General features: G+C 60.0%; 12 protein-coding genes. 9 read left to right on the forward strand and 3 right to left on the reverse strand.

Annotation, left to right across the window (positions count from 1 at the left end):
- The first annotated feature begins 176 nt into the window (after positions 1-176).
- From ACYVI2_RS10515 to ACYVI2_RS10545, 7 genes are all read left to right on the forward strand, one after another.
- On the forward strand, positions 177-2,351 hold the full coding sequence (locus ACYVI2_RS10515; RefSeq protein WP_415820786.1) for a malate synthase G: 2,175 nt from the start codon (positions 177-179) through the stop codon (positions 2,349-2,351).
- A 195-nt stretch (positions 2,352-2,546) separates the two neighbouring features.
- Entirely contained in the window at positions 2,547-4,727 is a 2,181-nt protein-coding gene (locus ACYVI2_RS10520; protein ID WP_415820785.1) for a TonB-dependent siderophore receptor, read from the forward strand.
- A gap of 207 nt (positions 4,728-4,934) precedes the next feature.
- The gene (locus ACYVI2_RS10525) at positions 4,935-5,357 is read left to right on the forward strand and encodes a PaaI family thioesterase (protein WP_415820716.1); all 423 of its coding nucleotides are present in this window, start codon (positions 4,935-4,937) and stop codon (positions 5,355-5,357) included.
- Positions 5,358-5,428: 71 nt separating this feature from the next.
- Positions 5,429-6,112 (forward strand): nitroreductase, encoded by a 684-nt coding sequence (locus tag ACYVI2_RS10530; protein ID WP_415820715.1) that lies wholly within the window; start codon positions 5,429-5,431, stop codon positions 6,110-6,112.
- Positions 6,113-6,252: 140 nt separating this feature from the next.
- Positions 6,253-6,645, forward strand: a complete 393-nt coding sequence (locus ACYVI2_RS10535) for a RidA family protein (protein WP_415820714.1) — start codon at positions 6,253-6,255, stop codon at positions 6,643-6,645.
- A 144-nt stretch (positions 6,646-6,789) separates the two neighbouring features.
- Positions 6,790-8,073, forward strand: a complete 1,284-nt coding sequence (locus ACYVI2_RS10540) for an MFS transporter (RefSeq protein ID WP_415820712.1) — start codon at positions 6,790-6,792, stop codon at positions 8,071-8,073.
- A 16-nt stretch (positions 8,074-8,089) separates the two neighbouring features.
- Positions 8,090-9,073: a threonine/serine dehydratase gene (locus ACYVI2_RS10545; RefSeq protein WP_415820711.1), complete on the forward strand. Its 984-nt coding sequence runs from the start codon at positions 8,090-8,092 to the stop codon at positions 9,071-9,073.
- A gap of 495 nt (positions 9,074-9,568) precedes the next feature.
- On the opposite strand, the gene ACYVI2_RS10550 is transcribed toward ACYVI2_RS10545, so the two are convergent.
- Entirely contained in the window at positions 9,569-10,627 is a 1,059-nt protein-coding gene (locus tag ACYVI2_RS10550) for a lactonase family protein (RefSeq protein WP_415821314.1), read from the reverse strand.
- A 12-nt stretch (positions 10,628-10,639) separates the two neighbouring features.
- Entirely contained in the window at positions 10,640-11,632 is a 993-nt protein-coding gene (locus ACYVI2_RS10555) for a Bug family tripartite tricarboxylate transporter substrate binding protein (protein WP_415821315.1), read from the reverse strand.
- A 102-nt stretch (positions 11,633-11,734) separates the two neighbouring features.
- Here ACYVI2_RS10555 and acnA point away from each other — a divergent pair, with 102 nt between their 5' ends.
- On the forward strand, positions 11,735-14,383 hold the full coding sequence (acnA, locus tag ACYVI2_RS10560; RefSeq protein WP_415821316.1) for an aconitate hydratase AcnA: 2,649 nt from the start codon (positions 11,735-11,737) through the stop codon (positions 14,381-14,383).
- Between the two features lie 21 nt (positions 14,384-14,404).
- Entirely contained in the window at positions 14,405-15,331 is a 927-nt protein-coding gene (locus ACYVI2_RS10565; protein ID WP_415821317.1) for a GntR family transcriptional regulator, read from the forward strand.
- A 28-nt stretch (positions 15,332-15,359) separates the two neighbouring features.
- Here the strand turns inward: ACYVI2_RS10565 and ACYVI2_RS10570 are convergent, their stop codons facing one another.
- Complete coding sequence (locus ACYVI2_RS10570) at positions 15,360-16,364, reverse strand: Bug family tripartite tricarboxylate transporter substrate binding protein (protein ID WP_415821318.1); 1,005 nt, start codon at positions 16,362-16,364, stop codon at positions 15,360-15,362.
- Positions 16,365-16,458 lie beyond the last annotated feature (94 nt).

The raw sequence follows: 16,458 nt of genomic DNA on the forward strand, positions 1-16,458 counted from the left end.
TACCGAATCCAGTCAAGTAATTGAAATAGAAACATAAAAAAGTCCATTACCGCAAATTCAAACCAAATAAACTGGTATGACCAGTGGGTTCGGAGGTAGACATCGTGGCCACATGCCCGGATCATGTAGGTTCATCGCGCTGGTTGCGCCCGCCCCTGATTTTTTGCGAGCAAATGATGACTGAACGTATTGAGCAAGATGGCCTGCAAGTGGCGGCCGTCCTTCACCAATTCATCCAAAACGAGGCCCTGCCCGCAAGCGGCATTGCCCCTCAAGATTTCTGGCGCGGTTTTGCCGCCATCGTGCGTGACCTCGCGCCGCGCAATCGCGCCCTGCTGGCCGACCGTGACCGCCTGCAAAGTGAGCTGGACAACTGGCATCGCGCCAATCCGGGGCCGGTACGCGATCTCGCCGCTTACCGCGCCTTTCTCACCAAAATCGGCTATCTGCTGCCCATCCCCGACGCAGTGCAAGTCACCACGCCCGATGTCGACGCCGAAATCGCCGAGCAAGCCGGCCCGCAGTTGGTCGTGCCCATGTCCAATGCACGCTACGCCCTGAATGCCGCCAACGCACGCTGGGGCAGCCTGTACGATGCCCTGTATGGGACGGACGCCATTCCCCCGACGCCCGGCGATACCGGCCGCGGCTATTTCCCGCAACGCGGCGAGGCCGTCATCGCCCGCGCGCGCGCCGTGCTGGATCAAGCCGTGCCCCTCGCGCAGGGTTCGCATGCAGATGCCACGTCCTACACCATCGACAACGGCCAGTTGGTCGTCACGACCAAACAAGGCAGCACTGGCCTGAAAGACGCCACGCAGTTCGTGGGCTATGTCGGCGAGCCCCAGGCCCCGCAATCCGTCTTGCTCAAACATCACGGCCTGCACATCGAAATCCAGATCGACCGCACACACACCATTGGCGCGACGGATGCCGCGGGCGTCAAAGACGTCGTGGTCGAAGCCGCACTGACCACCATCATGGATTGCGAAGATTCCGTCGCCGCCGTCGACGCGGATGACAAAGTGCAGATCTACCGCAACTGGCTCGGCCTCATGAAAGGCGATCTGACCGAAGCCGTCACCAAAAACGGCCAGACCTTCACGCGCCGCATGAATGCCGACCGCGAATACCGCACGCCCGACGGCAAGAGCACACTGACCTTGCATGGCCGTTCCCTGCTGTTCGTGCGTAACGTTGGCCACTTGATGACCAACCCGGCGATTCTGGATGCCAGCGGCAACGAAATCCCGGAAGGCATCCTGGACGCCGTGCTGACGACTTTGACGGCCCTGCCCGACCGTGCAAACAAGCGTAATTCGCGCAAGGGCTCGATCTACATCGTCAAACCCAAGATGCACGGCCCCATCGAAGCGGCCTTTGCCAATGAACTGTTCGATCGTGTCGAAAACCTGCTCGGCCTGCCGCGCCACACGATCAAGATGGGCATCATGGACGAAGAGCGGCGCACCAGCGTCAACCTCAAGGCCTGCATCCTGGCCGCTGCCGGCCGCGTTGCCTTCATCAACACGGGTTTCCTCGATCGCACGGGCGACGAAATGCACTCCACCATGGAGGCAGGTCCCATGATGCGCAAGGGCGACATGAAATCCAGCGCCTGGATCGCCGCCTATGAGCGCAGCAACGTCCTGGTCGGCCTGGATTGCGGCTTGCGCGGCCGTGCCCAGATCGGCAAAGGCATGTGGGCCATGCCTGACCTGATGGCCGCCATGCTGGAGCAAAAAATTGCACATCCCAAGGCTGGCGCCAATACCGCGTGGGTGCCCTCACCCACCGCAGCCACCCTGCACGCCTTGCATTATCACCAAGTCGACGTGTCTGCCGTGCAGCAACAACTGGAAAGCACCAAACTCACCGACGTACAAGACGAACTGCTCAATGGCTTATTGACCGTCCCCGTCGGCAACCCCGCCGACTGGAGCGCCGATGACATCCGCCGCGAGCTGGAAAACAACGCCCAGGGCATCCTGGGCTACGTCGTGCGCTGGATCGACCAGGGCGTCGGATGCTCGAAAGTCCCGGACATCAACGACGTCGGCCTGATGGAAGACCGCGCCACGCTGCGTATCTCCAGCCAGCACATCGCCAACTGGTTGCGTCATGGCATCGCCACGCGCGAACAAGTGCAGGAAACCCTGGAGCGCATGGCCAAAGTCGTCGATCAACAAAACGCCAACGACCCGCTGTATCAACCGATGGCCGGTCATTTCGACACGTCCATTGCGTTCCAGGCGGCCAGCGCCCTGGTGTTCGAGGGCCTGACGCAGCCCAACGGCTACACCGAGCCGTTATTGCACCGTTATCGCCAGGCGTATAAAGCGGCGCACTGATTCCGCGCATTCCGCGATGATCCTTCGACGGGCCCCTGACAGGGCCCGTTTTTTTCGTTCTCCCCGATTTTTATCGGTAGCCGCACTTAATCATTTCAATAATTAAAAGTAATTGCGAATTACTCGTATTTTCAATAAAAAGACAGGTTTTCCTTCTCATCATTCCTGTCTGGAGCCCCTTCCGTGGCTTACTCAATGTATTTCCGGCAACGTCCGGCATGGTTTAGCGCTCAACGTCCCAGCCTGCCCACCGTTCTCGCCCTGGCCTTGGCTGGCGTCTATGCGACTTGCGCCCAAGCGCAGTCCACTGAAGCATCGGCCTCAACCAGTGCGCCGAGCGTGACGCAACTGCCGGCTGTCACCATCCAGGCCGATACCTTCGATGACTCGCTGGAGCACCTGCAAACGCCCGTGAACGCGGGCGCATTGGGCAGCCGCACCCAACTTGAAACGCCATTCTCCAGCACCGTTGTCACCGCCGCAGATATCGAAAATCGCCAGGTTTCCAAATTGGGCGACGTATTTGCATTGGACGCCTCTGTAGGCGACAACAGCTCATCCAACGGGGCCTGGGCCAGCTACCTGACGGTGCGTGGCTTGCCACTGGATTGGCAAAACTCCTATCGCATCGATGGCAAGCCCTTTGTCAGCTATGTCACCACCTTGCCCTACGAGCAGTTCGAGCGTATCGACTTGCTCAAAGGCGCCTCGGGATTCATGTATGGTTTTGGCGCGCCGGGCGGCATGCTGAACTACGTCACCAAGAAACCCACTGAGGAACCTGTACGCAACATCACGCTAGGCTATACCTCGCAAAGCGTGTTGCGAGAATCCGTCGACCTGGGAGGCCGCGCCGGCGATGACGGACGATTCGGCTATCGGCTCAACGCGACCCACGAAGAAGGCACCACCTACAACGATGGCTCACTTTATCGCGACTCTGTCTCGCTGGCGCTGGACGCGCGTCTGACCGACAAGCTGACCTGGGATTTTCAGTCCATCTACCAGGACCGCAAGGCCATCAGGCAGGACGCGACCATCACCGCCGCGGGCATGTCCGGCACTTCGCTGCCCTCGCCGCTGCGAGCCGATAACGACAACCTTCAGGGTGAAGGCCCCTATGCCGACAACGCTTTCCGCTTCTACTCCACAGGCCTGAAGTACGCGGTAAACGACAACTGGAACGTCAGCACCCACTACACCTATAACTCCACCCGTACACGCCGCAACGAAGCCGTACTGTCGCTGACCAATAGCGATGGCGACTACGACGATTACCGTTCCGACTATGGCGAGGCCTATTCCTATAACCAATGGGAAGCCATGGCCGAAGGCAAATTCAGTACCGGTCCGCTCAAACACCAAGTCGTGCTGGGCGTGTCGTGGCAAAAGCAAAAGAACGATTACAGCTCCAATGGTGTGTATCAGCTCCAGGGTACAGGCAATCTGTATGAGCAGAATCCCAACACCTATTACAGCGAGGGCCAGCTCGATCTGTATCGCGCCGCAGAGATCACACAGAAAGCGGCGTTCGCCAGCGACACGATTGACTTGACCGGCGGCTGGTCGATCCTGGGCGGGCTGCGCTACACCAATTATGAGCAACAAGGTTTTGACGCCACCGGCGTTCGTTCCGAACCCTATGAGAAAAACGGCGTCCTGACACCGACCGTGGCGCTGATGTACAACCTCACGCCGCAGACCATGGCGTATGCCAGCTACATCGAATCCCTGGAACCGGGCTCCGTCGTCGGCAATACCTATGAAAACCGCGGCGCCCTGCTCAGTCCGCTCAAGAGCAAACAATACGAGCTGGGCATCAAGACCGAAAACGAGGATTGGTCAGCGACCGCCGCACTCTTTCGCATCGAGAAAAAATCGGAGTACGCCCGGCAGCTCGCAGACGGAGGACAAGAGCTGGTACAAGGCGGCAAGTCGATTTACCAGGGCCTGGAGCTCGGGGCCTCGGCTCGCGTCGCGCGGGACTGGAATGTCGGCGGCAGCATCATGCTGCTCGATAGCGAGTACAAAAAAGGCGCCGATCACAACGGCAACCGCGTCGCAGGCGCCCCCAAATTCATCGCCGCAGCACAAGTTGTCTATGATGTGCCGCAACTGCCAGGTCTGAAACTGCGGGCCGATGCCAAATACACGGGCGGGATCATGCTGGACGCGTCTAACAACATCGAGGTCGACGACTACACTGTCTTTAATATCGGCGCCACCTACGACACGCGCATCTATGGCTACAACACGACCATCCGTGCCGGCATCAACAACCTCACCAACAAGCGCTACTGGCTGTATCAGTCCGAAAACTACATCAAGGCCGGGGATCCGCGTACTTATAGCTTGAGCGCCAGCATCGCGTTCTGACCCCAACCGGGGCCGATGCGCGCCAGCAGCGCTGGCAGCACTCACCACACGCACGCGAGGCGGACGATGATGATTCATTGTCCGCCTCGCCGCTTGTGCGACACCTGTTGTGCGGCAGGTTCAGCCGACAAATTGATCTATCAACGGTATCATCGATGGTTGTATCCGGGTGCATGCGCCCGATTCCACTATCCATTGCTACGTATCATGAGCCGTTTCGAAGACAATCCTTTTCTGCACTCGCTGGGCGCCACGATCGAGAGTTGGGGCGACGGCCGCGTCGTCATCCGCATGGCGCTGCAACCCAACCATCTCAATCGCCAGGGCGCGTTACAAGGCGGTGTTGTCTCCGCCCTGTTGGATGCCGCCTGTGGTTATGCGGGTATCGATCCCGATCATGCCGAGCGCAGCAACTCCGTGACCATCTCACTGGCCATCAACTTTATCGGCTCGGTCAAAAGCGGCCATGTCCTGGCGACGGGTACTGTCACCGGCAGTGGACGCAAGATCTATTTCTCTCAAGCCACGGTGACCGCCCCCGACGGCCGCGTGTTGGCCTCAGCACAGGGATCATTCAAATATGGCAGCCCTCGCGTCAACGCGGATGCGCCAGAGGTGCCAACCGTCTGACCGGTGACATGAACTCGCTATCCTCGGGTTGACGCCCATCGACCTGGATACCGGACTTAGGGAAGATTGAAATGAACGATGTACAGCACGCCGTTGAGCAAGCCATCGTCTCGCGGCAAAGTATTCGCGGTTTTTTGCCTACGCCAGTGCCCACTGAACGCATTCGCCACATTCTGGAAGCGGCGGCGCGCGCACCCAGCGGCAGCAACATCCAGCCCTGGAAAGTCCACGTCGTCACAGGGGCTCGCCGCGATGCGCTGTCGCAGGCCTTGCTGCAAGCCCATCAGCGTGGAGAGCCCGAGCGACGCGAATACCAGTATTACCCTGTCAACTGGCGCAGCCCCTATCTGGAACGGCGCCGCGCAACGGGTTGGGGGTTATATAACCTGCTGGGTATCCAGAAAGGCGACCGCGACGCCTCGGCACGGCAGATCGGCCGCAATTTTGAATTTTTTGGCGCGCCCTGCGTACTGCTGTTCACGATCGACAACGACATGGACAAAGGGAGCTGGCTCGATTACGGCATGTTCTTGCAAAACATCATGATCATGGCTCGTGGCTGCGGCCTGGATACTTGTCCACAGGCGGCCCTGGCCAACTATCCCGATATCGTCAAACAACAGCTGAACATCCCCGACGATCAGATCGTGGCCTGCGGCATATCAATGGGCTATCAAGACGTCGACGATCCAGCCAATCAATATCGCACGACGCGTGTACCCGTCGACGAGTTCACTATTTTCCACGATGCCTGATATGCGGCACCGCTCACGTCCGCACGCGTAGCCATGCCCTACGAGCACCATAGGAGTTCACTCGCCATGCCTCCCATCACGCTTCACCGGCACAGCGTACGCAAGTCCTGATCGTCTTTTTATCCACACGGATCTGCCTCATGCAAACCAACACATCTGCTCCCGCCCCCATTCGCCGTCAACCCAATTTCTCGCTGTATCGCCGCGCAGGCGATCTGGTTTTCGTCTCCGGCCAGATGGCATTTGGCGAAGGCTTTCGCCTGATCGGCGATGACGTCACCACACAGACACGCGTCTGCCTGGAAAACATCGAACGCCAACTCAAAGCCGCCGGACTCACCGCGCGCGACATCGTCAAGGCCACAGTCTGGTTGACCCGCACCGAAGACTTCGCGGCGTTCGATGCAGCCTACGGTGCGTTCTTTGGCGATGCCACGTTACCGGCGCGCTCAACAGTGCGTGCCGATCTGATGGTGCCAGGCGCGTTGATCGAGATCGAAGCCATTGCTCAAGCCGGCGCAGGCAAGGCCTGAGTTTGGCGCTATCCTTGCACCCATGGCCGCACTATTGCGACCATGGGACTTCAGCCGGACGACATTCTGTTTTCCGGCTTTGTATTTAACGCTGTCTGACAGCATCCATTCAAACGCTCTGTCTCACTTTCGGACACTTCATCCATGGACACCGCATCAACGGTATCGCCAGCAACAGGCAAGGCCTCTCCTTCAGCAGGGCGCCTGATCGCCGCCGCCTCAATCGGCAATGCACTGGAATGGTTTGACCTGGTGGTTTACGGCTTTTTTGCCGCGACCATTTCGCGCCTGTTTTTTCCGAACGAAAACGAAACGATTTCGCTGCTGATCACGCTGGGTACCTTTGGCGTGTCGTTTTTCATGCGCCCCCTGGGCGCATTAGTGCTGGGTGTGTACGCCGATCGTGTCGGCCGCCGCGCTACCTTGACGCTGGCCATCATGCTCATGATGCTGGGCACATTGATGATCGCCGTCATGCCCACCTATGCCGCGATCGGTATCTGGGCGCCCATCGGCATTGTGATCGCGCGCATGATCCAGGGCTTTTCCGCAGGCGGAGAGTTCGGTAGCGCTACCGCCTTTCTGGCCGAGCACAGTCCGAACCGCCGCGGCTTCTTTGCCAGCTGGCAAGTCGCCAGCCAAGGCCTGACCACCATCCTGGCCGCCGGCTTCGGCACTGGCCTCAATGCCTGGTTGACGACCGAACAACTCGAGAGCTGGGGTTGGCGTGTGCCGTTTTTCTTTGGCCTCTTGATCGGCCCCGTCGCGTACTACATCCGCACGCGCATCGACGAGACGCCAGAGTTTCTCGCGGCGGAGCGTACGGAATCACCATTGGCCGATACCTTCACTCAACACCGCACGCGCTTGATCCTGGCCATAGGCTCTGTCGTACTGGGCACGGTTGCGACCTATCTGATCCTCTACATGCCCACGTATGCGGTAAAGCAACTGGGTATCCCCGCGTCCGCCGCGTTTGCCGCGACCCTGGTCACCGGCGTCGTTCAATTCATCTTTGCGCCCATCGTCGGTCACTGGTCTGATCGGCACGGGCGCACCGGTGTCATGCTGACCTCGGCAGTGCTCTTTCTCGTCTTGATGTATCCGCTGTTCTTATTGCTGAGATCGTCGCCCACCTTTGCCACCATGATAGTGGTGCAATTCGTGATCGGCGTCTTGTTGGCGGGCTACTTCGGTGCGCTGCCTGCGTTGTTGACCGACCTGTTCCCGACCCAGTCGCGCACGACTGGCATGTCCCTCGGCTACAACATCGCCGTCACAATCTTTGGGGGATTCGCGCCCTTCATCATCGCCTGGCTGATATCGACCAGCGGCAACAAGCTCGCGCCGAGCTTCTATGTCATTTTCGCGGCCGTGATCAGCTTGATCTCGCTCATTGCCGTACGCAAAAAATTAGGCTTGCGCTGAACCATAGGAAATCATCATGACCACCTCTGCGGAAACATTACCCGTTCCGGACCTCGCCGCCATCACCGACCTGCATAGTGAGCTGCAACACTGGGTACGCACGACGCCTGTCGTTGCCAAATCCGATTTCGATCCTGTTGCGGGCACGGATGTTTGCTTCAAATTTGAATTGTTCCAAGCCAGCGGAACGTTCAAGGCACGCGGGGCCTTTTCCAATCTGCTTGCGCTTGGCGAAGCCCAGCGCAACGCCGGCGTGACCTGCGTCTCTGCCGGCAATCACGCAGTCGCCGTCGCCTACGCTGCCATGCGTTTAGAGATCCCCGCCAAGGTCGTCATGATCAAGACGGCAAGCCCTGCTCGCGTGTCCCTATGCCGGCAGTATGGCGCCGAGGTCGTCCTCGCCGAAGACGGCCCGTCGGCGTTTGAAACGGTGCGCCGTATTGAAAGCGAAGAGGGCCGATTCTTCGTACATCCGTTCAACGGCTATCGCACCGTTCTGGGTACCGCTACGCTGGGCTACGAGTGGCTGCAACAGGCTGGCAAGCTTGACGCCGTCATCGTCCCCATCGGTGGCGGCGGTTTGATGGCAGGCGTCAGCACCGCCATCAAACTGCTCGATCCCCAGTGCCAAGTCATCGGCGTAGAGCCCGAAGGCGCCGATGCCATGCATCGCAGCTTTGCCACCAATGGCCCCGTCAAAATGGGCCCCATGCAAAGCATCGCCGACAGCCTCATGGCGCCTCATACCGAGCAATACAGCTATAACCTGTGCCGCCAGAATGTCGACCGTCTCGTCACTGTCTCGGATGACGATCTGCGTAGCGCGATGCGGCTGCTATTCGATCAACTCAAACTGGCGACCGAACCCGCTTGCGCTGCGGCGACTGCAGCGTTGGCCGGAAAACTCAAGGACGAGTTGGCCGGTCAACGAGTCGGCGTATTGCTCTGCGGCACCAACACCGATCCTGCGACGTTCGCGAAACATCTGGGCGTGAAGTAGTTGGCTATGAATAGCGGGGTTCAGGTTGGCGTGTCGCGAAGTCGTGGTGCGAACAATTTCCTGCTGGCCTATGAGAAATCGTTGCTCGAGAGATCTTCTGTTCGCCACCGATGCCAAAGCCTTCGCATGCAGATCACGAACGCGATCCATGGGCGCGCCCGTAGGCGCCCATGGATCGCCACCCTGCAAGATATTCGTCCTTGCAAAAGCCAGTTCCTACGAAGCCTAAGAAAACCAGCCGTGCCAGCGACGAGGGAGTCAGAGATTCTGCGAGTCGAAGGGGGGCAGTGACTGCGTTGGCGCGCCTCGGAGTCGCGCGAGCGGAAGTCGTAGGTAGGCCCGGAGGGGCCGGACGAGACTAGCGATGCGGCAGTCGGACGCGAAGGCGGCCGACCGACTCCGTGAAGCGCCAACGCGGTCACTGCCCCCCTTCGACGTCCAACGGAACTCGATCCCCGCACTGCAACGTCCAATAGTCCCCCATCAGCAGGCCCATCACTCACGCCCACGCGAGAAAACCATACATACCGGGCTTCCCACAGCCACCAAGTCTCCGGCCGGCGACAGCAGCCCCGTTGCCGCATCCACTTGCATCGTCACGATGCTATCGCTGTCTTCATTCAGCGCATACAGGAAACGGCCACCAGGCAAGAACGTCATATAACGCGGCGTTCGCCCTCCCGACGCATAGGCGTCCAGCCACGTCAACATCCCCGTCGCCGCATCGACACGAAACACGGCGATGCTGTCATGCCCGCGATTCGAGGCATAGACGTAGCGCCCATCATCACTCACCATGATTTCAGCCGCGCGGCTGTTGCCGGTAAACGTTGAAGGCAGCGTCGACAGGATTTGTAGCGGGCTCAATGACCCGGTGTGCGCATCGTAGCGATACGCTGTCACCGTCGAATCCAGCTCGTTGACACAATACGCATACTGCGCCGATGGATGAAACGCGATATGGCGTGGCCCTGAGGCTTCGCGTGCCACTGCCTCGACGGGCGGCACTGACAACCGCCCCGCCTCAAAACGAAATGAGAGCACGCGGTCGGTCCCTTTATCGGGCACCACCACGTATCGGCCATCAGGCGAAAACGGACAGGCATGCGGTTTGGCATGCGGCTGCTCGATACGATGCGGGCCAGCAACGCCCGCCACCGGCACAAGCTGCACCAACGGCAACAGCGAACCATCCTCGGCAATGGGCAGCACCACCATACTGGCGCCGATGTGATTGCACACGATCAGAAATCTGCCGCTGGGGTCCACCGCAAGATCGACCGGATTCTTGCCCTGTGTCTGCTCCGTATTCAACGCCGTCAGCGTCCCGCTGTCGCCATCAATTGCATAGGCGCTCACCCGTGTCGTATCGCCGTGCACGGCATACAAGCGATCCCCACGCGCGTTCAACGTCAGAAAAGAAGGATTTTCCAATCCGTCCAACAACTGAATCCGTTGCAGGGCCGCCGTTTCCGGATCGACCTTGAAAACACTGATCCCTTCGCCTCGCGCATTGCGTTCACGCGTCGTGCGGCTTCCGACATAGGCGTACATGACGTCTCCTGATCAATGTTCAGCCGTGATATTGGCCTGCGTCACAATCGACTTGTACTGCTCGCTCTCGTGTTGAATGAATTGTTTGAACTCAGAAACAGACATGGCCTGCACTTCGCCGCCTTGATCACGCAAGCGCTGCACCAATTCCGGATCCTTCAATGCGGCCGTCACGGCCTGATTGATACGCTCCAGCACCGTCTCGGGTGTCTTGGCGGGTGCGAACAAACCAAACCAGTTCTCCAGACGATAGGCCGACAGTCCCGGCGTTTCGGCAATTGCCGGGATGTCCTTGGCAAAGCTTGCCCGTTGTGCCGAGGTCACCGCCAGCGCCTTGACCCGATTCGCATCAATGAACGGTTTGGCCCCCGCATAACTCACGAACGTCATATCCACGTTCCCACCCGCCACATCCGCCAATTGCCCGGCTGCACCTTTATACGGGACATGCACCATCTCGACCCCGGCGATTAATTGCAGCAAGGCCCCGTTCAAGTGCTGTGGATTGCCCACGCCGCTCGTCGCATAGGTCAGTTTGCCCGGATTGGCCTTGGCCTGGGCGACCAGCTCAGCAACGGTATTCACCTGCAGCGACGGCCCGGCCACCAGCACATTCGGTACTCGCGCAACGAGCGAAATCGGCGCCAGATCCTTTTCGGGCTGGTACGCCATGCGTGCTTTGTACACGTATGGATTGATCGCCGTCTCGCCCGCCGACCCTAGCAGCAAGGTATAGCCATCGGCGGAAGCCCTGGCCACAAATTGTGCCCCCAGCATCCCGCTGGCGCCCGGCTTGTTTTCCACCACGATGTTCTGATGCAGCGAATCGCGCAGCTTTTCAGCCAGCAGCCGCGCCATGACGTCGACCCCTCCCCCGGCCGAGAACGGCACGATCAGTGTGATGGGACGGCTGGGATATTCCTGAGCAGCGGCCGGCAGCGCATGGCCCAACAGCCCGGCCAGCACCAGCGGCGCCAGCACATGAAATTTACGAAGAATGGACATGCACGTCTCCAATATGGATTTTTTGATAACGATGGCGCGGCGATTACGGCCACCGCTTTTTCATATTGCATTTTTTAAATTAAAAATGCAATAATGGATTCCATGGAACCTGCCCACCTGCCCCCTGCCAGCCCGGCCACGTTGGTTGTCGGATCGCAAACCTACGCCGTCGTCGACCTCCCCGGCCCGTTTGGCGCCGAGTACTTTCGGCTTCCCGTCGTGCTGCGTCTGTTATTGGAGAATGCGCTGCGCAATATGCAGGGCAGCGAGCGGGACAATGCAGTACAGGCGCTGTTTGACTGGTTGCAAACGGGATCGAGCGAAGCAGAGATCGCGTTTCAGCCCGGCCGGGTGCTCATGCACGACACCACCAGCACCCCTGCCCTGGTAGACATCGCCGCCATGCGCGATGCCCTAGCCGAGGCGGGTGTCGACCCCGCGGTGCTCAATCCCGGATTACCGGTGGATGTCTCGGTGGACCATTCCCTGGCAGTCGAGGCCTATGCCCGGCGCGACGCCGCGGCGCAGAACATCGGCCATGAGATTCGCCGCAATCAGGAGCGCTATCGCTTTCTACGCTGGGCCTCACAGGCCCTGGAGGGCGTGCGCATCAACCCGCCTGGCACGGGCATCATGCACACGATCAATCTGGAGCAATTGGCAACGGTCGTACAAATCGATCAACGCGACGGACAAGACTGGCTCGTGCCCGACATGATGATCGGCACCGACAGCCATACCCCCATGGTCAATGGCATCGGCGTGCTCGGCTGGGGCGTAGGCGGCCTGGAAGCGCAGACCGTGATGTTCGGCATGCCCACGATGTTGCGTATCCCGGATGTCATCGGTGTCGAACTCACGGGAGCCTTGCCGCCCGGGGTCTTGGCCACCGATTTGGCGTTGACGGTCACGCAGCAGTTGCGCGGCATGGGGGTATCCGGCGAATTCGTCGAGTTCTACGGCCCCGGCGTCTCTACGCTGTCTGCCAGCGAACGCGCTGTCGTGGCCAATATGGCCCCGGAGTATGGAGCCACCACGGGTTACTTTCCCGTCGATGACCATACCTTGGCCTATCTGCGCCAGACCGGCCGATCCGAGGCTGCCGTCGAACGAGTACGCCACTACGTGCAACGCACAGGGTTGTGGTTCGATCCCTGTGCCCGCCCCCGTTATACGCGCACCCTGCACATTGCACTGGAGCAGGTCGGCATGCACGTCGCCGGTCCGCGGCGCCCGCAGGACCTGTTGCACTATCGCGATGTACCGGCCACGCTCGATGCACTGGCATTTCAGCCGGCGGATTCCCACACGGATCTGCCGCGTTATCCCGTCGCCATCGCAGCCATCACCAGTTGCACCAACACCACCGATCCCGGCCTGCTCATGGCTGCCGGTATCGTCGCCCGCAAGGCGCGCGCCCATGGCCTCAAAGTTCCTCATTGGGTCAAAACGTCTTTAGGGCCCGGCTCTCCCGCCGCGGCCAGCTATCTGCAGCGCGCGGGCTTGATCGACGATCTGTCAGCCGTGGGCTTTGATATCGTGGGCTATGGCTGCACCACCTGCATCGGCAACTCTGGCCCCTTGCCTGAAGTCATTACGCGATCAACCAAAGTGGACAACATCCATCCCGTCGCCATGCTGTCCGGCAATCGCAATTTCCCGGGCCGCATTCACCCTGATCTGGATCTGGGTTTTCTCATGTCGCCGCCGCTCGTCGTTGCCTATGCCTTGGCGGGTGACGCCGAGCGGGACCTGGGCAACGATCCCTTGGGACAGACTGAAGACGATCAGCCCATCTATCTGCAGGACCTATGGCCCACCCACGCAGAGATTCAGGCTTGTCTTCAGGCCGGGCTGGACGCAGCGGATTTCCGGCGCGATTTTCAGATCGCGCAGCGCAATCCGTTGTGGCAACAACTCGATGCGCCGTCATCGCCTCAGTTTCCCTGGGACCCCGCCTCGACGATTCTGCGCCGGCCGCCCTTTGCCGCCGCGGACGCAGGCAGTCAATTGGGACACTACACAGCCCATCCGCTCCTGGTCGTGGGCGATGACATCACTACCGACCATATCTCGCCGGCCAGCGCCATTCCTCCCGACAGCCTGGTCGCAGATTTTCTGGTCGAACGCGGTGATGATCGCAACGACTTGAATGTTTTCGCTTCACGCCGCGGCAACTGGGAAGTCATGCTGCGCGCGGCATTTCACAGCAAGACACTCGTCAACTTGCTATGTCCAGAGGCGCCCGTGGCGTACACGCGGCACGCTCCGACAGGCGACGTTTTACCGCTCTGGGAGGCCGCACAGCGCTACCGTGATGCGGGCGACTCGCTCGTCCTGATTGCAGGCGAACGCTACGGCACCGGCTCTTCCCGCGACTGGGCGGCCAAGGGGCAGCGGCTGCTCGGCATCCGCGCCGTCCTGGCGTTGAGCTTCGAACGCATTCACCGTTCCAATCTGATAGGCATGGGTATATTGCCGCTGCGCCTGTCGGCAACTCATGGCCCCGACGCCCTGCAGATTCAATCCGGCGACCGTATCGAGATCGACGCGCCCGCGAACGCCATTACGCCGCGCTGCGACATTCCGGTGCGCATCCACCGCCAAGACGGTTCCATCACGGCTTTCACAGCGCGCGCCGCCGTAGAAACTCAACTGGAAGTTGACCTGCTTGCTGTCGGCGGCGTCATCCCCGCCATCTTGCGCGACACCCTGGCGGCACACCCCGTCTCGGACGTGGAGGCGGACTGATTCTGCGCTACAGTCCTGGGCATGACTCCGCAAAAATCCCTTGCCACGCAGATCGTTGAACTCATCCATATGGATGGTCTGGCCGTCGGTGCCCATTTGCCCGCGCAAATGCTGGCCGATCGGCTGCGGGTGTCGCGCTCGCCGATCAACGAAGCGTTGCAACAACTGCACGAAAAAGGGGTATTGAGCCGGCAACGCAATCGCGGTTACTTCGTCGCACAAGCCGTCCCCGCGCGCGCCGACGAGTTGGCAGCAGAGTTGGGGCTGCAAGAACACGACGTCCTCACTGACATCTACTTTCGCATCGCCGACGATCTGCTGCGCGGTGAGCTGGCGGCGGCCGTCACCGAAACGCAAATGCGCGCACGATATCAGCTGACGCCGGCGCAATTGAACGCCGTACTCGGACGCATTGCCAACGAAGGCTGGGCCGAACGCCGTCCTGGTTATGGATGGGAATTCTCCGGCATGATGCGCACGCCCGACGCGTTGCTGCAGTCCTATCGCCTGCGGCTAGCGCTGGAGCCGGCCGCCCTGCTAGAACCCGGCTATCGCCTGGACCCCACCATCCTGGCACGCTGCCGCGAGGCCGAACTGCACCTGTTGGCAGGTGGCATCGAAACCGACACCGCAGATCAACTCCATGACCGTGGCGTGCGCTTTCACGAATCGCTGGTAGAGGCCTCGGGCAACCCATTCTTTATCGACACCGTACGCCGCGTCAATCGTGTACGCCGTCTGCTGTCCTATCGCTCGATGCGCGATCGCAAACGCTACAAACAGCATTGCGAACAGCACCTGCACATCCTGGAATTACTGGAGCAAGGCCGCAACGCAGACGCATCGCAGGCCTTGCGCGAACATCTGCAAAGCACGCTGAGCAATATTGGGCAGATCACCGATATTCTGGCGACCGAACCCACCGCCGCAAAGCGCAGGCGCGCATAGCAAGATAGCCAACGCGCCTGGTCTGGGATTACTCCGGCTGAATGCCCGATTTCTCGGCCACCACTTTCCAATTGGCCAGTTCTTCAGCAATCACCTTGCCAAACGCGGCAGAGCTCATCGGCGCAGCCTCGGCGCCTTCTTTGAGCAGGAACGCCTTCATATCGTCGCTCTTGAGCGCTTCGTTGATGACGTTGTTCAAGCGTTCAGTCACGTCAGCAGGCACATTGGCCGGTGCCAGAATTCCCCACCACAAATCCGTCGCGCTGCCTTTGTAGCCTGCCTCTTCCAAGGACGGCAGATCCGGCGCAACCGGTGAACGCTGCGCAGTAGTCACGGCCAAAGCGCGCACATTGCCGCTTTGCACCTGCCCCAGGATCGACGGCGCGCTCGCCACCAGCACATTGATCTGTCCACCGATCAGATCATTCGTAGCAGGACCCATGCCCTTGTAGGGGACGTGCGTCATCTTGATATTCGCGGACTGGGCAAACAGCTCCGTCGAAAACTGGTTGATACTGCCTATGCCCGACGTGCCGTAGTTCAATTTACCCGGGTTCTCACGAGCATAAGCCACGAGTTCCTGAATGGTCTTGAAAGGCTGATCCTTGTTGATGGTAATCAGCAGCGGGCCTTGGGCAATCATCGCCACCGGCGTAAAGCTCTTTACCGCGTCATAGCCGAGATTGGTGCGGATCGCAGCACCCGTAGTGAACGTAGAAGACACCATACCCAGCGTATAGCCGTCCGGCGCAGCCTTTGCGACCAGCGAGTTCGCCAGCACACCACCGCCCGAGGGCCGGTTCTCTACCACGACGGTTTGTTTCAGCGCATCGCCCATATGCTTGGCGATGGCACGCGCAAACACATCGTTCGATCCACCTGGCGAAGACCCCACGATCAGCGTGATGGGTTTGTTCGGGTACACCGCATCGGCCGCATGCGCCGCAGGCATCATCCACGCCGCCGCCGCCAGCCCCACAGCACTCAGCCGTGCGACGCGCTTGGCAGCCAATTCAGAAATCGATACTTTCATTCCATGTCCCCTCAATAAGGTGAAAACAGCAAAACCCACCGTCCCCATGCGCACGCACGTACGCATAGAGAAGGTGGGCTCCTGGTGCATACTC

The sequence above is a fragment of the Bordetella tumbae genome (genome assembly GCF_054780995.1).